Raw genomic sequence first — 21,660 nt, 5'->3', positions numbered from 1 at the left:
CCGCACTCACCTCGTCGGCGGCCTCCGTCTGTTCGAGTGGGCGCCCGACAACCGCTGGCCGCTGTGCCTCGTCGAGGCCGCAGCGGACGATCTCGCGGTCCTCGCCGACGCCGCTCGCACGCAGCTGCTCGCCGACCTCGCTCGCCTGCGTCAGGGCCTGGCCGACGACGGCGTCGCGCTCGTCGATCCCGCCGTCCTCGCCGACGACGCCGCGACGGATCCATTGTCACGATTGCGCCACCTCGTCCTCCTCGCAGGCGAGGCCCTCGCGCGGACCGGCGTCCTGTCGGGCATCACCCTGGTCTTCGTGCCGGGCGCCCCACATGTCCCAAGGTCATGCGACGCCTCGCCGTCGCCCTCGCGGCGTGGCCCGAGCGCACTGACGTCCGCCTCGCTTTCACCGTCGACGAGCCCGCGACGCTCGTCGACGTGGTGCCCGTCGCGGCCGCCTTCGACCTCGACGACGCCGCGCTGCACGACTATTGCCAGCAGCAAGGCGAGCGCCAGGCCGCCGCCGCCCCGCCGGCCGAGGCCGCGGTGCGCCGCCAATTGCTCGCCGCTGCGGACGCGGCCCGACGCCAGGATCTCGCAGGCGCGCGACGGGCCTACCAGGCTGCCTGCACCGAGCTCGAATCACAGCGCAGGACCACCGAGGCCGCGGTCGTGCATATCACCCTCGGCGGTCTCGCCTTCGGCCTCCAGGACGAACGCGCGGCGCTCGACCATTTCGAACGCGCGGTGGCCCACGGCACCACGGTGGGTGAGCCTGCGATCGCCGCGCAGGCTCACCTCGGCGCGGCCGGCGTTCTCTTCACCCGCAAGGACCTCGCCGGCGCGGCCCTCCGCTACGAGCTCGCGGCTCGCGACGCGGCCCCCGGTCCTCTGCGGATCGAGGCCCTGCGAATGGCCGGCACCTGCCACCTCCAGCTCGGCGACCGGACCGCCGCCGCCGACGCGTGGCAGGCCGCGGTGACCGACGCCGGCGCGCTCCCGGCCGAGGCGCGGGTTCAGACCACCTGGAAGCAGGCCGGCGAGGCTCTCCTCGCGCAATTGCAACGCAGCGGTCAGGCCGCCCAGGCCGCGCATCTCCGTGCCCTCCTGCAGGCCGATTGAGGCGAGCATGACCCAGGCCGCCAAGTTCTTCGATCCCGTCCTCGGCATCGACATTCACATGGTGGTCATCCCGCCGTCGCCGGCGCCGGTGCCGATGCCCCATCCATTCATCGGCATGGTGTTCGACCCGATCGGTGCGGCCATCGGCGCGGTCATCGGCCTCATCCTCGGCGGCGGCGGCCCGGTCCTGATCAATTCGCTGCCCGTCGGAAATACCGGCACCCAGGTCCTGGCGATCCCGCACTTCCCGATGGGTGCCTCGTTCCACGCCTGCGACATCCCCGGCAACGACGGCGTCATCGTCACGGGCAGCAAGACAGTCACCATGGCGGGGGCGTCGACCGGTCGCCTCGGCTCGCTGGTGATGAGCTGCAACTTCCCGATCAACCTGCCGACGTCCCTGTGCCTCGCCGTGCCGATGGGCGCCCCCGTGATCGTCGGCGGGCCCGACAGCTTCGACATCCTCGCCGCAGTCACCCAGGCGATCCGCACCAAGTGGGTGTCGAACAAGCTGCACACCCTGCTCAAGGCCAAGCCCGGCTCGCGCCTCAGCAAGGCGATCTGCTTCCTCACCGGTCACCCCGTCGACGTGATGACCGGCGCAGTGTTGACCGACGCCGTCGACTTCGAGCTGCCCGGCCCGCTCCCCCTCAAGTTCGAGCGCAATTACTACAGCCGCGATCCCCAGGCCGGAGCGCTCGGCCAGGGCTGGTCGCACAGCCTGGAGGCGGCGGTGCGCGACGACGGTGACGCGCTGCTCGTCCAGCTCGAGGACGGCCGCCAGGTCTCGCATCCCCCGCTCGCCGTCGGTCGATCCGACTGGGAGCCCGTCGAACGCTACACCCTCACCCGCACCGGCGAGCACGACTACAGCCTCGTCTTCACCGACGGCCGCACCCTCGATTTCTCGCGCGTCCGCGGCGCCGCCTGGTCCTGCCCGCTCGTCCGGATCCGCGACCGCAACGACAACGCGATCAGCCTCGTCCACGAGGCCGGTCGCCTGGCCGGCGCCACCGACAGCGCCGGACGCAAGCTGCGCTTCCTCCACGACGGCGACGGCCGCCTGCTCGGCGTCCGCTACCATCGCGGCGGCGCCCAGGGCAAGTGGGTCGAGCTCGTCCGCTACGCCTACGACGCGAACGGCCAGCTCGCCGCGGCCCACGACCCCAAGGGCCGCCCGTTCACCTACGCTTACCGCGGCGGCGTGCTCGTCCGCGAGACCAATCGCAACGGTCTGTCCTTCCACTTCGAGTACGACTGGGACGACCCGGACGGCTGGTGCACCCGCACCTGGGGCGACGGCGGCATCTACGCTCGCACGATCACGTACGACAAGCACGGTCACGTCACCCTCGTCGACGACTCTCGCGGCGGCCGCACCCATTACTTCGGCAACGGCGCCGGCCTCGTCGATCGCGTCCTCGACCCGGAGGGCGGCGAGTGGCGTTACGAGTGGCATCGCGAGCAGCTGCGCAAGACCGCCGAGGTCGACCCCCTTGGCCACCGTCGCACCTGGGAGTACGATCCGCGCGGCAACGTGGTCTGCGTCACCGACCCGCTCGGCCAGCGAACTCGCTGGCGCTACAACGATCTCGATCTCCCGGTCGAGATGCTCGACGCGAGTGGCCACACCTGGAAGCGCGAGTACGACGCCCGCGGCAACCTCGTCCGCAGCGTCGATCCGCTCGGCGCGGCCTATGTCTACCGCCACGACCGCCGCGGCAACCTGACCGAGGCCCGCGACCCGCTCGGCCGCGACGTCCTGCTCACCGTCGACGAGGCCGGCCAGGTCGTCGCCTCCACCGACCGCGAGGGCCACACCACCCGCTACACCTACGACGACCGCGGCCGCTTGCTTCTGCACGTCGGCCCGCTCGGCGGTGAGACACGCCTGCACTGGGACGACTGCGGCCAGCTCGTCGCCGTCGAGCGCCCCGATCGCTCGCGCGTCAGCCTCGACTACGACGCCGAGGGCAACCTCGTCCGCCGCGTCGACGGCCTCGGGCACCTGTGGACGTACGCCTACGGCGGCTTCAACAAGCTCCACCGCCAGACCGACCCCCTCGGCGGCCGGATCGGCTACTACTATGATACGGAGGAGAACCTCGTCAAGCTGACCAACGAGCACGACGAGCCGTACACCTTCGATTACGACCGCCGCGGCAACGTCAACCGCGAGGTCGGCTTCGACGGCCGCACGCACCTCTATTATTACGACCAGGCCGGCAACTGCGCGACGATCATCAACGGTCGCAAGCAGACCACGAAGATCACCCGCGACCCGCTCGGCCGCCTGGTCCACCAGCTCGGCAGCGACGGCGTCTGGCTGCGCTTCGCCTACGACTCGACCGGCAATTTGATCGAAGCCACCAACGAGCACTGCGTCGTCCGCTTCGAGCGCGACCCGTGCGGCCGTGTGCTGCGCGAGCACGCCAACGACCACGTGGTCGAGAGCACCTACGACCCGCTCGGCAACCGGATCCGCCGCACCACCAGCCTCGGCCACGAGGCCCTGTACGACTACGACGGCAACGGCGACCTGATCCGCCTGCGCGTCCCCAAGCCCGCCCCGGAGCCGGCCGAGCCCGATGTCCCGTACTTCGGCGAGCGCGACTGCTGGCAGATCGAGCTCGTCCGCGACGCCGAGGGCAACGAGGTCGCGCGCCGCCTGCCCGGCGGGATCGAGTCGCTGTGGACCCGCGACGCGATGGGCCGTCCGCTCACGCACCGGATCGTCCGCCACCCGCACGGCCTCGTCCCCCGCACCCCCGCGCAAGCCGCGAACTCGGCCCCGCCCGAGGAGCTGTTCCACACCACCTACGACTGGCGCCCCGAGGACCGCCTGGCCGCGAAGCACGAGAAGCACCGCGGCGACACCAAGTACACCCATGACGCCCGCGGGGCTCTCATCGCCGCAGAGTACCCCGACGGCACCGTCGAGCACCGAGCGATGGACCTCGTGGGGAACATCTACCGGACGCCGGAGAAGACGGACCGCAAGTACGGGCCCGGGGGGCGGCTGCTCGAGGCAGACGGGACGACCTTTCAGTACGACGCCGACGGGAACACCGTGAGCACGACCCTCGAAGACGAGGGCAGGGCAGAATACAGGTGGAACAGCCTGAATCGGCTCACGAGCGCGGCCATCGGCCGCTCGGGCCCGACGACGCATTTCTACGACGCATTATCCCGTCGCGTCACCCGCGCCGATCAAGGCGACACGCGCTTCACCTGGGACGGAGCCGCTCTTGTTCACGCGCGAAGCGACAGCCGGGAGGTGGGCACCTGGGCGAGCTATCGCTGGCCCCCTGAGCTCATGTATCGCGCGAGGGGTGACGACCCCACTGCCGTCCTCTGCGGAACAGCGCTGGAGGAATTGGCGTCGATCGATGAATCGGGCCGGATCGACATCTCGACGCAGCGACCGCCTCGATTTTGCGGCCATCACGTCGATCCTGGGACAGACCTCAACTACAGCACTTTCAGGTACTTTGCGCCGGATTTCGACCGGTTCATCTCGCAGGATCCTCTCAGGCCTCGTGCGCACGAGGGCGCATACAACTATGTCTCGGATCCCCTGACCTGGGTCGACCCACTCGGCCTCAGCGCCGAATGGCCGTACATGATTCGCGTCCAGCTCCAGCAGGAGGTGCCAACCTTGCGAGCGACGCCATCCTCAGCAAGACACCCATCTCCGCGCTCGAGGTGGAGAAGCTGATGCTCAAGGTCATCAACGATTTTGGCAAAGATTACGGGAATCTGGTGCCGAGAGCGCACGGTGCGGCAGCACAGCTCAGCAAAAAGCTCCGGGGACTCGCGCAGAACGGCGGCATCAGTACCGGCGGAAACATCCTGCGAGAGTGGCTCGACGGGACCAGATCGCTTCGACGTCGAGAGTCGAGGCGAGGGCAACGTATGCAAATAGCAGACCTCTCGGAGGAGGCGCTCCTGTCGCCGGAGTTCCAGGCGCGGCTCCGTCAGCTCACTTCAGCCGAGAAGGATGAGATGGCGCGAGGATTCTCCGAACTCCTGACGGAGACGGCCGGGAATCTTCCGCTCCAGCAGCGCATCCTTGCAGCCAAGCTTCTGCGCGAGCTCTGCCGCGCCGGTGCTCACGAGTCGCTCCTGAGCGTCGCGCTCTCCCCGGGCGAGGACGTGACGCTCCGAGAGCAGTGCATCATCGCGCTCGAGCACCTGGGACTGGGACACCCCGAGATTCAACCCGCTCTCGCCCAAAACCTCCAGGGTTGGGCAGCCAGCGAACAATTGTTACCCGCGAGCCTCCGTCTGGCATCGGCGTTGCCGCTCCCGGAGGCCATCGACTTTGCCAAGGACATCGTCTTGTCGACGGCGCGTCCGACTGGACTCAGAGTTCTCGCCCTGGAAGCGCTCCGCGATAATCTGTCCGAGCGCGCCGACGCAGCCCTGTCGGAGATTGCCCCTGTCCTCGACGAGAACCTGGCGCAGCTCACGGCCCGGTTTCTTCGAGAACGCCGACGAAGGGCCTTCATCTCGCAATTTCACGCCCAGGTGTCGACCGGGCGCCCCATTCCTGCCGGTATCGTGCGCGAGGCGCTCGGCCACCGGCTCTTCTCGGTGGTTCTTCGCGCCCTGGAGCTCGGGCTCGTCTCGGATCTCGATCTGGAGACGGTCCGCGGTATGGTCTATCCGGACGATCTATCTCGCCAGGAACGCAAGCTCGTGCGGAAGATCGAGGAGCGTATTGCCAGCTGATGCGCTCGCCAGGCCAGCGTAGACCAGGCCTCGCCCGCTTCGGGCCGGCCCGGGGCCAGGAACGCCTACCGCACCTCCCACCGGGCCTCGTCTCACACCGCCTCGATCTCGGAGCCTGCGCTTTTGCACAGGTCCTCCTGGACAGGTTCCGTGTGCCGGGAGCCGGCCGGTCGCCGCGGAGCGGCGCCAGCAGTTCGAAGCGGCCGGCGATCGGGGTGCCGAGGGAGGTGGGAACGATTCGAGCGGCCTTGTTCACCGCCAGAACGTCGAGACGATGTCGCGCTGGATCTTGTGGTGGAGGCGTTTGATCTCGAGGAGGAACCGCTGCGCCGCCTCGCAGCCGCGATCGATGCGGGTCTTGGCGTAGCTGCCGGGCAGGCCGCGGGTCATCGCGCGCAGGATGATGACGATCAGCTCGTCCTGCCAGAACGCGGAGCGGATCGCCTTGCGCACGCCGGGGTAGAGGTCGAGCCCGCGCAGGGCGCCGCCGTCGATGGGGCGTCGCTTCTCTTGCGCCGTGTACACCAGCGCGTGCAGCGGCTCCATGCGGGTGATGTCCTCGGACAGCAGGAAGTAGAAGAGCGCGCCGAGGGCGAAGATGTCGTGCGGCTCGAGCAGGGGGCGCTCGACGATGCAGCGGCGATAGTCCTGGACCTCCGGGGCGACGCCGGAGTACTTGGCCACCTTGCCGCCGTCGAGCACTGCCTCGATCTTGAGGTCGTGGACGTGCTCCTCGTCGAGCGAGTGGCTGATCAGATCGCCGGGCATCAGCGGCAGGGACAGGCCGCGCATCTCCGGCGGGATGACGAAGGTCTTCTCCTCCGGCGAGAATCCGAGCGGTTGGTCGAGGCCGACGTCCTGGCGCCGGTTCTTGGCCTCGGGCGACAGGAAGGGGCCCTTGTTCTGGCCGGTGGCTTCGTCGTCGTCGTACCACGAGCGGGTCGGCGTCGACTCGTCGGCGAGGCCGAAGTCGATCAGAAGGGTGCGGAAGGTCGGATAGCCGGTGATGTCGTTGAGGATGTCGCTGACGTTCATCTCCGGCCGATGCTCGCCGCGCCAGTTCGACTTGCCGTTACGGACGCCCGAGAAGCGGACCATGATGTTGTCGGCCGCGAGGTCCTTGTGGATGATCCGCTTCTCGCCGTGCAGCCACGCGACGCCCTCGACCAGCTGGACCACGGCCAGGACCTTCTCGAGCAAGAGGGCCTTTTCGAACAGCTCGGACGTGCGCCGGTGCAGCCACTTCTTCGGCAGCAGGGCGCCGATTCGCTCGAGCCACCCGGGCTTCGACGCGAGGACCAGGGCGGTCGTCTCGCCGCCCTTCTTCTTCCACTGGTCCATCACTTCTTCGCGGCGGCGCCGGGCGAAGTCCTTGAGGCCGAGGGTCAGGTGCTCCATCACGATGACGTCGCGATGGACGAAGTTGATGATCGTGCCCTTGCCCTCGACCGCCTTGTCCTGGCAGCAGGTGCGCGCGGTCGCCGACGAGAGCTCCTGCACGCGGTCCATCACGCGGTTGGCCGGCAGGACGTACTTGCAGGCGGTGCATTGCAGCCCGGGGTGAGCGTCGAGGTCGACGCGCGTCAGCAGCTCTTGCCCGCAGGTGGGGCAGCGCGGGAGTAGACCTTGCCGCAGCCGCACAGCACCAGCGGCCGCAGCTGCAGCACGTCGAGGATGTGCAGGACGTTGACGTTGTCGGCGTCGCTCAGCTTGCGCAGGTGCGCGATCTCGGTGGCGAACAGGCGCTCGTGCGCCAGGGTGGCGTGGCTGTGCAAGATCTTGATCGCCACGCTGCGGGCTGGTTGATTGCCGATCTGCTGCTGACCGCACAGGACGCGGGCGAACTTGCCCTGACCGAGCTCGACCGGGACCCACAGCCCGCCGCGGTTGCGGGTCATGCGAAAGGCGTAGCGTAGCTGGGAGTTGACGGTCTCGCGGCTGATCGCGGCTTCGGGCGGGAGGGCCGCTTGCGCGGGCGTGGCCGCCCTCGACGCGGAGATGTCGGTAGTTTGTGCCATCGTGTCTATCGCTCTCTCAGGTGATACCGATACACGCCAGGTGCGCGCGGGCCAGCTCCGGCTCGTCGACCTGCAGGACGATGAAGTCGCGCACCGGCGTGGCGAAGTAGACGGTGAGGTTCAGGCGGCTGACGTCGATCGAGAGCCGCTCGCCCAGGGGGCCCTGGGTGGAGTAGCAGATGACCTCGCGCAGGCCGAAGGCCCGCTGACCGACGTAGACGGCCTTTTCGGCGCCCGGGTCGAGCATCGCCCGGGTGAGGCGTGAGCCGACCCCGTTGGGGTTCGAGTAGAGCCCGGGTCGCTCGCCCGGGTGCCCGACGACGGTCAGGGCGAGCGAGACCTCGGCGTAGCGCTGGACGACGAGCTTGCACGACAGGCCGGCGTTGAGCGGGACCTCGAAGCCGTGGCGCAGCTCATCGTTCGTCAGGGCGACCGGATGCAGGATCACCGTGACCTCCGGCGTATTGAGAAGGATGGGGACAGGGGTGGGCGCCACCTCCACGACGCGCCAGTTCTCCGGCAACGCCACCTCGAATTCGTCCTGCGCCGGCACTGCGGCGTCCAGGGTCTGCTCGAGCTCGGTCAGCAGCTCCCGCGCGGTGGTGAAGCGGTCGCGCGGGTTGATCGCGACGGCGCGCGACAGCACGGGCTCCCACGCGCCGACGTCGAGACCGACGAGGCCCGGGGTCGGCCTGCGCAAGGCGCAGGCGCCGTGCTCCGGGTCGCTGGCCGTATTCGGGTACGGCAGATAGCCGGTGAGCAGATGATAGAGGATGAGCCCGATGGCGTGGACATCCGTGAAGGTGCCCGTGCGGTGCTGCAGGACTTGCTCGGGGGCGGGGTACCTGGGCGAGTGGGCGATCAGGACCGAACCGGTGGGCGCGTCCGGCAGCGCCGCCGGCTCCTCGTAGCCCGGGCGGATACAGGCGATGCCGAAGTCGATTAGACGAATGCGCCGACCGTGGGCGGATTCAGACACGATGATGTTGTTCGGCGCGATGTCTCGGTGGGCGATACCGTGGGCGTGGGCCTCGGCGAGCGCCTCCATCACCGGACGCAGCAGATCGAGCGCCTCGCGGGGGGACCACTCGATTCGCGGACTCTGCCGCAGGAGCTCCGCCAGAGTGCGACCCTCGATCCATTCGAGCGCCATCCACGGCACGTTTCCGCTCTCGGGCAGGCTGATCGTCCCGCAGTCGTAGGGCCGCACGATGGCGGGGTGTTCGAGGGCGGAGAGGATCTTGATCTCCTGAAAGAAGTGCGAGATGGCCTCTTGCTCGATGGAGGCCTCGGGCCTGGCGAGCGGGCAGAAGACCTTGACGGCGATCTCTTTGTGCAGAGAGGTGGCGCCCGCGATAGACCACTCCGAAGCCGCCGCGCGCGACCGCCCGATCGAGCGCGAACGTGCCCTTCAGCGTGGTCCCGCGCAGCTGCAAAACGTCGATGTCTTCGCTCATGGCTGCTTATCCTCTACGTCAGCGAGCACCCAACCTGGGGCTTATCTTCCCCCGCATCCATGATGCGATCAATCCATTTTCGCCAGGTGCGAATCCGGACGCGGCAGCCTCGGGCGTTGCGGTCGGAACAGCACGATTCTCGATTGCGCGCTCCCTCGCCCCCCGGCGAATACGGCGCGGCGGCCGGCGGGCCGGTGCGAATGCCTCCGCCGGGCGAGCGGGCTGAAGCGGACGCGCTGCGCTCTCGATGATCCGCGGGTTTTGAACACGCTGCTCGCTGGCGGGTGGGGCCGTTCGCGATCCCGGACGATGCGCGACCTCCAGGTGCGGTGGGTCGAGGGTCGGCGGAGCTGGAATCAGCAGACCTGTCATGTGACCGATGTCCGCGAAGACGGCGCCATGCCCGGTTCGAGCCGCCGCGCCGGGCGAAGCTCGACACGTACTGCGCGCCGACGCTGTTCGGCGCCGGCGGCGAGTGTGCGTCTCGCCGCGGCGAGCGGCAGGCGTCGCTGCATATTCGCGCCGATTGCGTTCTATGTACAGCGGCGCCGCGGAGGCGGCCGGCGAGGAGAAGTGAGGCTCAGGGCGACGGACGACCGTGGTCGGTGCAATGCACGCGGGCGGCCGCCAGCGCTCCGTTTGACGGATAAAGGGCGACTAGCCCGTGGCCGTCGCGTGGGAGCCCGACGCGCCGGTGCGCGCGACCCGATCGGCCACGCCCCCGGGGGCCGGCGGGACGCGCATGGTCTCCGCGTACTTTCAGACGAGCACCCAGCCACGCCGCGGGCCTGGAGGAGTGCAGCCCGCCGCAGGGACCACGCGGGGGAGCGTAATCCTCGCAATGCCCGCAGGCGGCTCCGCGCTTCGTCGCCGCGGATCGGCAGCGAATGCGTCACGACATCCCAGACGTGGACGCTGGCGATGGGAGGAACAGGCGCGATCGCGAATGGTGCTCCCATCGAGGAGACCATGAGCGCAGATCTGACCTCGGGGCCCTGCATGCGCTGCTGCTTCCTTCGAGACGTCGCGGCTGGCATAACCGGGGCGATGAACATCGTCGAACTTACGCAACGTTGTGGTTTCGCCGCGCTCGTGGCCCTGCCGGCCGGGTGCATGGACCTCCCCGTCGACGCCGACGTCGAGGCGCGCCAGGGCGGCGGCCCCGGCATCGACTTCGACATCGGCGCCGACGGGACGCCCGGGTTCTTGCTCGAGGACGTCCAGCTGCGGCCGGGCGTCACCGTCGACCTCTTCGTCAACCTCTACGGCAGCCTCGACAAGGCCAGCGAGTCGAAGCGCTGTCACTTCGCGGTCCACGGCGGGGTGTTCGCGGCGGCGTCGTGGCGGCCGTACGCCAAGGCGCTCGGCGAGGACGCGTGCGTGCTGGTGACCGACATGCCCGTGCGCGGCAACAGCGGGGTCCCGCAGGGGGCGCTGTTCGGCGACCTCGACCTGTTCGACTACGTCACCGCGATCGAAGAGGTGCTGGAGCGCCTCGACGCGCGGAAGATCCGTCCGCGGACGATCCTCGGGCACAGCATGGGCGGCACGCTGGTGCAGATGCTGCAGCAGCGGCTCGTCGACGCGGGCAGCAGTCTGCGCAAGCGGTTCGGCATCCGCGACGCGATCCTCGTCGCCTCGGACCTGCCGGCGGAGGTGCCGTGGGCGCTCGGCGACAGCGGCGACCTGTCGGGGCTGATCCAGGCGTTCGCGGTCGAGGAGCCGGCGTACGGCTCGCTGTTCGAGATCCCGGTGGCGCTGTGGCCCGCGTTCTACTTCACGAACCGCGACGGCGACGTGGTCCCCGGCGCGCTGACGCCGGCGGAGATCGAGGCAGGCGGCTTCAACGCGCTGGGCGAGCCGCTGCGGGCGATCCACCAGCTCAACGGGACCGGGCCGTTCACCTCGCGCCCCTCGGCCGACGCGGAGCTCTTTGAGAAGAAGGGCACGCGCCTGCGGGCGATCGCCTACGAGGAGGACATTTATGTGCAGCTCGCGGAGAGCGAGACGCTGTATCGGCACCTGAGCGGCGACCCGGCGTCGCGCTGCTTCGTGCCGGTGCTCGGGCCCGACACGGTGCACGTGCTGCAATTCTCGAACCCGCAGGCCCTGGTCGACGCGATCGCGGACTCCGAGGATTGCCATTACTGACGGCCGTGACCGCCCGGGCCGCCGCGGCGAAGCACTCGTCGCGGTGAGCCGGCCTGTCGCCCGCGGGCTCGCGGGTCAGCGGCCCGCGAGCGCGAGCGAGACCTGCTGCCGCGCGCGGCCGGACGCCACGCGCACCCGGGTGCAGGTCACGGGTACGGCATCGATCGCAGCGATGGATTCGCCGTACTTCGTCGCCGCGCCGCACAGCGTGTAGTTGCCCGGCGGTACGTCCGCCAGCTCGATCTCGGTCTTCTCCGCGAGGTGAGCGTGGTCCGGGCGCGCGCGTTCGCGGTCGAGCTTCGCGCTGGCCCGATCGAGCTCTCCGCTGGTCGCGGCGGTGAAGGTCCCCTTGACGAGCATCACCGACACGACGTCGGCGGCGCCCGCGGAGAGCTTCGGCGTGATGACGAGGGTGGGCCCCGCACGGACTTCGAGATCGAGCCGCGCCTCCCGGTCCGCCCGGAGGTTCGCCTGCTTGGCCCGCGCGGGGTGCGAGATCGAGTGCATGTCGTTTCGGAACAGCTGGGCGGTGACGACATATGTCCCTCCGGCCAGGCGCTCGAATCGATACCTCCCCTCGTTGTCGGTGGTCACGGTGAACGTCACCGCGGAGCCGGAGCCCGCGGGCTGCGCGGTGACGTCGGCGCGAGCGGGCTTGCCCGCGTACGTCACCCGGCCCGCGAGCGCGCCGGTCGGTCCGAGGCGGAGCTCGCTCGTCAGGTCGTCGTTGCCCTCGGGGAGCCGCACCGCCGGCGAGCGCCCGAGCTGCGGAGCCTCGGCGGCCACGTACAACGGGCCGCGCCCCAGGGCCGTCAGCGTGAAGCTGCCGTCGGCCGCGGTCGTGGCCGTGCGCACGGCGATATCGAGGAGCGCCGCGCCGTCGCCCCAGAGGTCGGCGTCCGCGTAGATCTGGACCCCGGCGGCAGGGGCTCCTTCGGCCGTCAGCACGCGCCCGCGCAACATTCGCCCGCGGTCGAGGACCAGCGCGCCGAGGTCGCGGGTCTTCCCCGCCTCCATGGGGAACGGATCGAGGTCGAGATCCAGGAAATCACCGCCGAAGAGGGTCACGCCATAGATCCCCGGCGGCAGCCCCTCGAACACGAATTCCGCGGCGCCCGCGGTCGCGCGGAACTCTTTGTATGGAGTGTCGCAATCGTCCGAGTTGCGCCATCCGGCGCGCTCGCGCGAGGCCGAGGCAGTGAACGTCGACGGCGCGGTCTTGTCGGCGAACTCGAGCTTGCCGCGGATCGTCGCGGTGTCCGGACCCGCAGGACAACGGGCGCGCTCGGGCGGCTTCGTCGCCTCCGGCGGCGCTGCCACGGGCGGGGTCGTCGCTGTCGCTGCGGGCTCGGGCTGCGGGGGCGCGGCCACGGCCTGTCCCCGGACGTCTTTGCCCCGCAAGACGCGACTGTGACGAGCAGGACGAGCGCGAGCCCGGCGGCTGCGGTCGCGTGGATGGGCGCTGGCGTGGCCATGGATCCGCCGCCCGTCACTTCCGGTCGCCCTGCTGCGCGTGGCCGGGCACGGCGAGGCCCACCGAGGTGTAGGTGCCGCGCGTGGCGGTGCGCTCGACCTTGCGTTGCCACTGCTGCTTGCCGGTCTCGAGCGAGAAGGCCACCAGGAGCTCGGCGTGGGCGACGAGGACCTGGCCGCCCTCGACCAGGAGCGTCGCGGTGAAGTGCACGATGTTCTGACCGCCCTTGAGCGGGTGTCGCCACAGCAGCTCGCCGGTCGCGTAGTCGAGGCAGCACACGTGGGCGGTGGCGTCGGCGGTGGCGAAGAAGCCCGACTCCTCCATGCGGCCGGCCACCACGACGACCCGCTGCTCGTCGGCGTGGATGCGGGTGACGTGGGGATGGTCGGCCTTGCCGTCGGGGATCCGAAACGCCCACGCGACCTCTCCGGTGGCCCGTGCGTGCGCGGTGACGATCCCGTCGACCGCGGTGATGACAAGCTGGCTCGGCATGGCCGGAGCATAGCGGTCGGCCGACGCAGAGGGCGCTCGCAGGCGGCGCGAGGCCGGAGCGATCGCACGTGCGTGCGGGCATCGTCGCGCTGGACACCGCGGGCGGCGTGATTGCGCGCTGCCGTCCCTCGCGCTCGCATGCGATCCGACGGCACCTCACGTCATTGGCGTGCTCCCGACAGCCGTTCGGGAGCGGATCATGCCGCATCTCGGCCGAATGATCTGCCCGCCGCTTTCGCCTGCGGTCATTCGCCGAACCAGAACTCGCACGCGTGCGCTTCGCTGGCGCGTTCGGGCGCGAACCCGAGGACCGGGGCGAAGGCCTCGCGGCGCCACCACGGCCAGACGGCGGCCGCCCATCCGCCCTCGACGGCGAACAGGGCGAGGCCGGCGGAGAAGTCGGAGGACGCGTCCGACTCCTCGTCGAGCTGCTCGTGGGTGAATCGCAGGTGGGCGACGATCCAGTTCGTGCCACCGAACCATCGGCCCGCGACCCTCGCGTTCCAGGTGCCGACGAGCGGGGCGAACAGCGGCAGGCGGCTCAGCCGGCGCGGGTCGGACAAGACCGCGGGCTCCGGCGCGTCGAGCTCGACGAGGGCGCAGTGCGGCGGCGGATGGGGCCACGCCGCGAGGTCGGTGAAGCCGAACGCCCGGCGCGCGCCGTCCAGCGGCTGCTCCCGCGGGGCGCCGTCGCCCAGGGCCCTGAACGCGTCGATGCAGGTGGCGAAGGGCCGCAGCGCGAACGCGTCGGCGAGCGGGGCGAGGGGGACAGTTTCGATCGTCGTCATGCCATGGCTCCGCGCCGCGCCGGTCGCCGGCGGGCGCCTCTGTGCATACCCGAGGATGCGCGTCCGCGGCCGTCGCACGGACGCGAGCCGCAATTGCATGAGTGCGAGGCTGCGCTCATTCGACCGGCCACATGCACAGGCCGGAGCCCTGGAGGTCGCAGACCATGTCGTCCGGGCACTGCTGACCGCCGCTGCAGTCGAGGGAGCACGTGTGGGGGCGGCCGTCGAGGTCGCACTGGGGGGTCGCGGTGCCCGTCGCCGGCGTCGGGCACTCGCCGTCGTCGCCGCAGAACGGGGTGCAGACCGAGAACTCGAGGCCGTCGTGGGCGCTGGCGATGCACAGGTAGACGCCGGGCTGGCAGGTCGACGCGCCGTCCTCGCAGGTGGCGTAGGGCGTGGCGTTCGGGTCGCCCTCGTGCGCGCACAGGGTCGTGCACATCAGCAGGTCGTCGCAGACCGGCTGGTCGCAGGCGAGGACGCAGGCGCGCTGCTCGTCGTCGGCGGCCTCGCAGGCGGCGGTGCACTGCTCGAGGGTCACCTGCGGGGTGCACTCGCGGGTGCGCTGGCACAACTGCGCGCAATCGCCGGTCTGTCCGGTCGTCGCGTCGGTGCTGGCGTCGGTGCCCGGGCCCTCGGTGACGGGGCCCTCGGTGACGGGGCCGCCGGTGGTGGGCGAGCTGCTCGTCGAGCCGGGGCTGGTGTCGTCGGTGGTGGTGGTCGGGTCGCTCGCGGTCTCCGAGGTCACGGGGTCGCCGGGCCCGCCGCACGCGAGCGCCACCACGGGGACGAGCGCGGCGAGGCGCCGGAAAGACGCGAGCAGGAGCTGCGGGCGGCAGGAGGTGGACAGAGCTCGCGGGCGCGCCGGGGAGTGCATGCGGGCAGGGTACGCGCTGCCGCGGCCGCCGTCGTCGCATTCGTGCGAGAGGTATTGCAAGCGTGCGAACCGGTCGCGCGAGGCGAATGCGCGTGCGCGCCCGCGGTCTCGCGGGGCGCCGCGCAGGTCTGACGGAACAATGGGGAGAAAGCGGCTCGGAGTGTCCGCGCGCCTCACTCGCACGAGAGTTACTTGCCGCGCTTGAACGTGATGTTGTCGTGGAGCACCGTCCCCGGGTTGACGGGGACTTCGGTCGGCTGCTCGAGGTCGAGCTTGACGAACGAGATCTTCTCCTTCCAGACCGTGCGGAGGAACTCCTTGATGAACTCCACCGTGATGTACTCCCCGGCGCAGCGGCGATAGCCGAATCCGAAGGGCGCGTAGCCGGCCGTGTCGCACACCGGATGCGCCTCGCCGTCGACGACCCCGTACACGGCACCGAAGGCGCTGTTGGTCATTTCGCCCGTTCGGCCGTCCTTGAGCTCGAGGGAGGCCTTGGCGAAGGGGCAGCGCGCAAGGCCGATCTCCTTCGCCCGCGCCTCGTCGTTGTCGACGCTCGTCGGCGCCGTCTTGTAGCGATCCGGGTCGAATTCCTCCGGGTGGATCCAGTGCCGGGGATCCATGCTGGTCGCGCGATGGGGCGTGGTGATGCCGCTGAACTCGGCGCTGAGCAGCTGGCGGTGCCGAGGCGGCGAGGACAGGCTCCCGTCGTTCGGTGAGATCGTCCGGAACAGCTCCATCACGAATCGTTCGAGCGGCGGGAACGCGCCGCCGTCGGCCTTGTCCGGCCCGCCCTTCATCGTCTTCTCGAACCAGGCCCGCACCCTCGGGTCACCGTACTTCGGCTCCAGCTTCGCGGCGACATTGTAGATCATGTTGCCCCACTGGCTGAGCGCCAAAAAGTTGTGGAAACATTCGAACACGATGTCGATCCGGCGGAAGTTCTCGCCCAACCTGCCGTTCTTGAGCCAGTAGTAGACGAAGGTCCGATCGGCGTCGGGCTGCGTGCCGTCGATGATCCGCTGCACGCGTTCGTCGAGCCACTCCTTGAGCGCCGGACGCGAGGCTCGCGCGCTCATGTATGCGTCGCGGACGATCTCCAGCGTCGGGAACCAGTAGCCGAGCACGGTATTGAAGCTGGCGCTGAATTGCCGGACCTCGGGCGGGATCTCGTCGCCCGTGGCGCCGACATGGAGGTCCCAGTAGAGATCGTCGTAGTACTCGAAATATCGGCCCATCATCGGCGCGCCGGCGTTGGCGTTGCCGAGCAACTTGGCGAAGAAGCCCGTGATCTTGGCATGGTACTTGGTCGCCACCAGATCCGGCGTATTCGCCGAGACGTAGATCTTCTTGCGCTCGTTGTCGGCCCCGCGGCGCTCGAAGCCTTGAAAGAAGACGCTGATGCCTTCTTCGTCCGGATTCGGCCACCAGCCGTCGTACAGCAGGCCCCACAGGTTGACGGGGATCGCTTTCTCCTTGCTGAGCATCAGATCGATCATGGGCAACGTGGGCCGCTCGCCCAAGAAGCTGCTGCTGAGCAGGAACGGCGCCGCGGCGCCGCGGACGTAGTCCGGCGGGAAGGAGCTCGGCAACAGTCCGACAGGATAGGCGCCCGGCGGCAGTCCCCCCGATCGCTCGCTCGCTGATTTCGTGTGGGGTGGCTTCTTGTTCTCGGTCATGACTCGCTCCTCTCGCTCCGGTTCGGTCCGTGCTGTCCGTGACCCGCGCCCAGTTCGATCGTCGCCGCCTCGTGTGCGACGATCCTGGTTTCGAGCGCGCGGGCCGGCAGCGTCCAGTGGTCACCCGCGCGGCGGGGCAATCCCATGCGCGTCCGCGGGGCGACGAGGCCGCCGGCGAGGTGTCGCGCACCGTCGATTCCGAATGGGCCCAGTCCGTGTCGGTCGCCATGCGCCGGAGTGCGGCGTCCAATCCGTCCAACGGATCGGCGAATGCGAGATCGAGCCTCCTCGTTGCGCGGGAGACGCCCTCACGAATGAGCTCTTTCGGCGGAGTGTGCGGAGCGCGGTGTCGACGCGGCGAACCGCGCGCGCCGGCGCCATCCGAGCCGTGCGCGCCCCGCCTCGAGCTACGGGGTGACGTACGCCAGTGCGCCCCATCGCGCCCGCGATCGCGTGTAGGCCGCCAGCGCGAGCCTGTGGCGACGGGGGCCCGTCGCGGGTCACTTCGACATCGCATCGACTGTCGATCGTCGTATCGATGATTCCCTCCCCGATCCGCAGGCACGATGAATCATCGAGACGACTCGGCGCGTTCACCGGAACGACCGCGATCCGAGTGCGGCCGCCGAGCCGAGCATGATGTCTCTTCGGACAGGCGACGGGGCGTCGCGCACCTGAGTCAGCGCCGGCGCGGCGGCGGCCGCCCCGTTCGCCGGCGTCGCGCGTCGCAGATCGAAGATGGTCCTTCGGACATGTTCTGAGAACAAAACCCATCGGTGTGCCGCCGTCGCTCTGGGCCGCGCGGGCGTCCTCGCCGCGGGGTGGGCGGATCCGCCACCTCGGAGTTTTTGCACCCGGCGGGCAATTTTTTCCCGGGCCGCGGGTACTCCACCCGGGCTAAGGTCCGCATGACGATCGGCCGCCGCTCCGTGGACCACGACGAACGAACACTGCTGCAGGTGTCGCCGCCCAGCGGGCGGCCGTCGAGGAGCGCGACGCGCTGCTGGGGATCTCCGAGACCCTGCCGGCGACGGGCGGGCTCGGGGCCACCGGCGAGGAGGCGGCCCGGCCGACGCGGACGCGCGGCAACGTGGTCGGGCGCTACGTGGTCCTGTCGCTGCTCGGCACCGGCGGGATGGGGGCGGTCTACGCCGCGCACGACCCCGAGCTCGACCGCAAGGTCGCGCTCAAGCTGCTGCGCTCCGACGCGAGCCCCGGCGAGGCGGCGCGGATGATCCGCGAGGCGCGGGCGCTGGCCCGGCTGGCCCACCCCAACGTGGTCGCGGTCCACGACGTCGGGGTGGTGGGCGAGGGCGAGGAGGCCGAGGTCTTCATCGCCATGGAGTTCGTCGACGGGGTGACGCTGCGGACGTGGCTGCGTCAGCGGCCTCGCTCGCTGCGCGAGATCGTCGAGGTGTTCGCGGCGGCGGCCCGCGGACTGGCGGCCGCGCACAAGGTCGACCTGGTCCACCGCGACTTCAAGCCGGACAACGTGATGGTCGACGGCGACGGGCGGGTGCGGGTGATGGACTTCGGCCTGGCGCGCGCCGGGCTCGCCGGGCTGTCGCGCGAGCCGAGCCTGCCGGGCGACCTGCGCGCCAGCACGACCGATGTCCGGCTGACGCGCGCGGGGACGCGGCTGGGGACGCCGGCGTACATGGCCCCCGAGCAGTGGCAGGACGACGAGGTCGACGCGCGCACCGACCAGTTCGCGCTGTGCGTGGCGCTGTGGGAGGCGCTGTACGAGGAGCGGCCGTTCCGCGGCGAGTCGGTGCACGAGCTGATGTTCGCGGTCACCGAGGGGCCGCTGGCGCGGGCGCCGGAGGGCAAGCGGCGGGCGCCGGCGTGGCTCGGCAAGGTGCTGGAGCGCGGGCTGTCGCGCTCGCCGTCGCGGCGGTTCCCGTCGATGGACGCGCTGCTGGCCGAGCTGGAGCGGGGGCTTTCGCGCCAGCGGCGGCGGCCGCTGCTGTTCGGGCTGCTGGCGGCGGGGCTGCTGACGCTGGGGGTGTTCGGGCTGCGGGCCCGCAGCGTGGCGAGTTGCGCGGCGGCGGGCCGGCAGATCGAGGAGGTCTGGAACGAGCGGGCCCAGGCGGCCCTGCACGCGGCGCTGCTGGCCACGGGGGCGCCGTTCGCGGAGTCGTCGTACCAGAAGGCGCTGCCGCGGATCGACCGCTGGGCGGGGTCGTGGTCGGAGCTGCGCTCGCAGGTGTGCACGGAGGCCGAGGTCGACGGGACGCGCTCGCCGGCGCTGTACCGCCAGTCGGTGGCGTGCCTGGACGAGCAGCGCGAGACGCTGGCGGCGCTGCTCGAGGTGTTCACCGCCGACTCGGCGGCGAACGTGCAGCGCCTGGTGCCGGCGGCGGCCGGGCTGGCGCCGCTGGAGCCGTGCGCCGAGAAGAGCTACCTCGAGCGCATGCCGGCGCCGCCGGACGACGCGGCCACGCGCGAGCGGGTCCACGCGCTGCGCCGCGAGCTGCAGCAGGCCCGCGGGCGCCTGGCGGCCGGCGACTGCAGCGGGCTGCCGCAGGCCGAGGCGATGTTGGCCGCGGCCGAGGCGCTGCCGCACGCGCCGCTGGTGGTGGCGGCGCGCGACCTGGTGGCCGACCTGTCCGAGTGCGGCGACGCGTTCGACCGCGCCGAGGAGGCGCTGCGCCAGGTCTACGTCGAGGCGGAGGCGCTGCGCGCCGACGAGGTGGCGGCCGGCGCGGCGATCCAGCTGGTCGGCACGATCGGCCGCGACCGCAGCCGCGCGGCCGAGGCGCTGCAGTGGGCCCTGCCGGCCGAGGTGATCGTCCAGCGGCTCGGCGAGGCGCGCGGGCTGCTGGGCGCGAGCCTGGCCCAGAACGAGGCGCTGGTGCACGCGTCGCGCGGCGAGTACGAGCTGGCGCTGAAGGAGATGGAGCAGGCGCTGGCGATCCGCGAGAGCTGCTGGGGCCCGACCACCCGACGGTGGCGGTGGCGCTCGACGTGATCGGCGGGATCCACCGCACCCGCGAGTCGCTCGACGCGGCCCTGGCGGCGCAGACGCGGGCGCTGGCGATCCGCCGCGAGGCCCTCGGCGCCGACCACCCGGCGGTCGGGGTCTCGGCCAACAACCTCGGCCTGCTCGAGCAGCAGCGCGGCAACTACGACGCGGCGCTGCCGCTGCTCGAGGAGGCGGTGGCGGTCGCCGAGCACGCGCTCGGCCCCGACGACCTCGAGGTCGGGACCGCGCTCAACAACCTCGGCCGCCTGCAGCACGTGCGCGGCCGCTACGCCGAGGCGCGGGCCCTGCTGACGCGGGCGCTGGCGATCCGCGAGGCCAAGCTCGGGCCGAGCGACCTCGACGTGGCGGTGACGCTGCAGAACCTCGGGCTGCTCGACCTGCTCGAGGGCGACCGCCTGGCGGCCCGCGAGCTGCTGCAGCGGGTGCTGAAGATCCGCGAGCGCAAGCTCGACGAGTCGCACCCCGAGGTGGTGGCGATCCTCGACAGCCTGGGCACGCTGAACTACCGGATCGGCAGCTACGCGGAGGCGCAGGCGCTGCACGAGCGGGCGCTGGCGATCCAGCAGCGCATGCTGCCTGCCGGCCACCCGGACATCGCCAGCTCGCTGCGCAACCTGGCGCTGGTGTCGGCGGCCCGCGGCGAGCGCGAGCAGGCGCTGGCGCAGGCGAGCGAGGCGGCGGCGATGGCCGAGAAGGCGCTCGGGCCGAGTCATCCCGACCTGGCGCCGCTGCTCAACACTCTGGGGATGCTGCAGCGCCGCAGCGACCCGGCCGCCGCGGTGGCGACGCTGGAGCGGGCGCTGGCGATCTCGGCGCGGGCCCGCGGGCGCAAGCACCCGGCGACCGCGACGTCGCTGCTGCGCCTCGGCGAGGCCCACCTGGCCCGCGGCGCCCGCACGGAGGCCGAGGCGAGCCTGACCGAGGCGCTGGCGATCCGCGAGAGCCTCGGCCGCGACACGCCGGAGGTCGCGGAGGTGCTGGTGGCCCTCGGCGAGCTCGAGCTGGCGCGCGAGCGACCCGAGGCCGCGGCGCCGCTGCTCGAGCGGGCGGTGCAGATCCGCAGCAAGGGCGGGATCGCCAGGCACCAGCTCGCGGAGGCCCGCTTCCGCCTGGCCCGCGCCCTGGCCACCAGCGACCCGCCGCGCAGCCGCGACCTGGCCGAACAGGCAGCCGCGACGCTGCGCGAAGAGGGTTCGGCGTTCGCCGAGGAGCTGGCCGCGGTCCTGGCGTGGCTGCAGCGCTAGCGGGTCCGCGGAGCGGCCGCGCGAGGTGTTGGCGGCGGCGGGGCGAGCAGGGTCCGGGACGTCCTTCCGGACGGGCATCGTGAGGCCGACGGCCGCGGAGGTGTCGGCGTCGGGCCGCGGCGCCCGCAGGGCGGAAGCGGCTCGGTGGCGGGATGTCTTTTCGGACAGGCTTCGTGAGGCCGGCGCTCGCGGAGGTGCCGGGTCGCGCGACGGTTCGGTCGCCGGGTGTCTTTTCGGACAGGTCTCGTGAACCTCGGCATCGCGGGGTGCTGTCGGCGGTGAGGCGGGCCGTGGAGCGGCTCGGCATCGGCATGTCTCTTCGGACAGGTCCATTCGCGGCGCTGCTCGCGGCGCGCGGCGGTCACCGGCCATTCGCTACGGACTCGCTGCATTCGAGTGCGATGATTCGTCCACCGCGGGGTCGCCGCGGCACGGCGGGCCGATCCGGCCGCGAGCCGCCTGCGCGCGCGCCGGCGCGCCTGGCGTCGGGCTCGCCGGCGTCGTACTCAGGGGATACATGAGAACTCGAATAGGCAGTCGCGCCGGCGATGGTCGCCGTACTCCCATCAATACGCCGTTCCTCGCCGTCGGAACATGGGTCGTGGTCCGCCGCCCCGATTGCGGCGAGGCGGGCGTGCGGGCTGAGCCGG

14 protein-coding genes are annotated in these 21,660 nt (G+C 71.0%); 6 read left to right on the top strand and 8 right to left on the bottom strand.

The genetic code is table 11. The features are described from left to right. Positions 1–336 precede the first annotated feature (336 nt). The 3 genes from OV079_RS24490 to OV079_RS24480 are packed head-to-tail and all read left to right on the top strand — an operon-like array spanning position 337 to position 5,847. Complete coding sequence (locus OV079_RS24490; RefSeq protein WP_267771269.1) at positions 337–1,113, top strand: hypothetical protein; 777 nt, start codon at positions 337–339, stop codon at positions 1,111–1,113. A gap of 7 nt (positions 1,114–1,120) precedes the next feature. After that, positions 1,121–4,831 (top strand): DUF6531 domain-containing protein, encoded by a 3,711-nt coding sequence (locus tag OV079_RS24485; protein ID WP_267771268.1) that lies wholly within the window; start codon positions 1,121–1,123, stop codon positions 4,829–4,831. After that, positions 4,831–5,847, top strand: a complete 1,017-nt coding sequence (locus OV079_RS24480; RefSeq protein WP_267771267.1) for a hypothetical protein — start codon at positions 4,831–4,833, stop codon at positions 5,845–5,847. Before OV079_RS24485 ends, OV079_RS24480 begins: the two co-directional genes overlap by 1 nt. 252 nt (positions 5,848–6,099) lie before the next feature. Here the strand turns inward: OV079_RS24480 and OV079_RS24475 are convergent, their stop codons facing one another. The 3 genes from OV079_RS24475 to OV079_RS24465 form a co-directional block, all read right to left on the bottom strand. Next, positions 6,100–7,488 carry a protein kinase family protein gene (locus OV079_RS24475; protein WP_267771266.1) on the bottom strand — a complete coding sequence of 463 codons (1,389 nt, stop codon included), beginning with the start codon at positions 7,486–7,488 and terminating at the stop codon, positions 6,100–6,102. Continuing rightward, positions 7,431–7,745, bottom strand: a complete 315-nt coding sequence (locus tag OV079_RS24470; protein WP_267771265.1) for a protein kinase — start codon at positions 7,743–7,745, stop codon at positions 7,431–7,433. The genes OV079_RS24475 and OV079_RS24470 overlap by 58 nt, the downstream gene beginning before the upstream one ends. A 136-nt stretch (positions 7,746–7,881) precedes the next feature. After that, positions 7,882–9,192, bottom strand: a complete 1,311-nt coding sequence (locus OV079_RS24465; RefSeq protein WP_267778629.1) for a serine/threonine protein kinase — start codon at positions 9,190–9,192, stop codon at positions 7,882–7,884. Between the two features lie 1,177 nt (positions 9,193–10,369). Between OV079_RS24465 and OV079_RS24460 the strand changes: the two genes are divergently transcribed. Next, complete coding sequence (locus OV079_RS24460; protein WP_267771264.1) at positions 10,370–11,473, top strand: alpha/beta hydrolase; 1,104 nt, start codon at positions 10,370–10,372, stop codon at positions 11,471–11,473. A 75-nt stretch (positions 11,474–11,548) separates the two neighbouring features. Here the strand turns inward: OV079_RS24460 and OV079_RS24455 are convergent, their stop codons facing one another. The 5 genes from OV079_RS24455 to OV079_RS24435 form a co-directional block, all read right to left on the bottom strand. Further along, a complete protein-coding gene (locus OV079_RS24455) occupies positions 11,549–12,793 on the bottom strand; it encodes a carboxypeptidase-like regulatory domain-containing protein (protein WP_267771263.1) in 1,245 nt (414 codons plus the stop codon). Between the two features lie 169 nt (positions 12,794–12,962). Then, positions 12,963–13,439 carry an outer membrane protein assembly factor BamB family protein gene (locus OV079_RS24450; protein ID WP_267771262.1) on the bottom strand — a complete coding sequence of 159 codons (477 nt, stop codon included), beginning with the start codon at positions 13,437–13,439 and terminating at the stop codon, positions 12,963–12,965. 245 nt (positions 13,440–13,684) lie between these two features. Further along, on the bottom strand, positions 13,685–14,227 hold the full coding sequence (locus OV079_RS24445) for a hypothetical protein (RefSeq protein WP_267771260.1): 543 nt from the start codon (positions 14,225–14,227) through the stop codon (positions 13,685–13,687). Between the two features lie 115 nt (positions 14,228–14,342). Continuing rightward, positions 14,343–15,101: a hypothetical protein gene (locus OV079_RS24440; RefSeq protein ID WP_267771259.1), complete on the bottom strand. Its 759-nt coding sequence runs from the start codon at positions 15,099–15,101 to the stop codon at positions 14,343–14,345. Positions 15,102–15,289: 188 nt separating this feature from the next. Continuing rightward, positions 15,290–16,693, bottom strand: a complete 1,404-nt coding sequence (locus OV079_RS24435; RefSeq protein ID WP_267771258.1) for a cytochrome P450 family protein — start codon at positions 16,691–16,693, stop codon at positions 15,290–15,292. 1,177 nt (positions 16,694–17,870) lie between these two features. Here OV079_RS24435 and OV079_RS24430 point away from each other — a divergent pair. Beyond that, on the top strand, positions 17,871–19,751 hold the full coding sequence (locus tag OV079_RS24430) for a serine/threonine-protein kinase (protein WP_267771257.1): 1,881 nt from the start codon (positions 17,871–17,873) through the stop codon (positions 19,749–19,751). Further along, the gene (locus OV079_RS24425) at positions 19,730–21,010 is read left to right on the top strand and encodes a tetratricopeptide repeat protein (protein WP_267771256.1); all 1,281 of its coding nucleotides are present in this window, start codon (positions 19,730–19,732) and stop codon (positions 21,008–21,010) included. Before OV079_RS24430 ends, OV079_RS24425 begins: the two co-directional genes overlap by 22 nt. The last annotated feature ends 650 nt before the right edge of the window (positions 21,011–21,660 follow it).

The organism is Nannocystis pusilla, from assembly GCF_026626665.1.
Lineage (GTDB): Bacteria > Myxococcota_A > Polyangia > Nannocystales > Nannocystaceae > Nannocystis > Nannocystis pusilla.
This window is presented reverse-complemented; position numbering and strand designations above follow the sequence as displayed.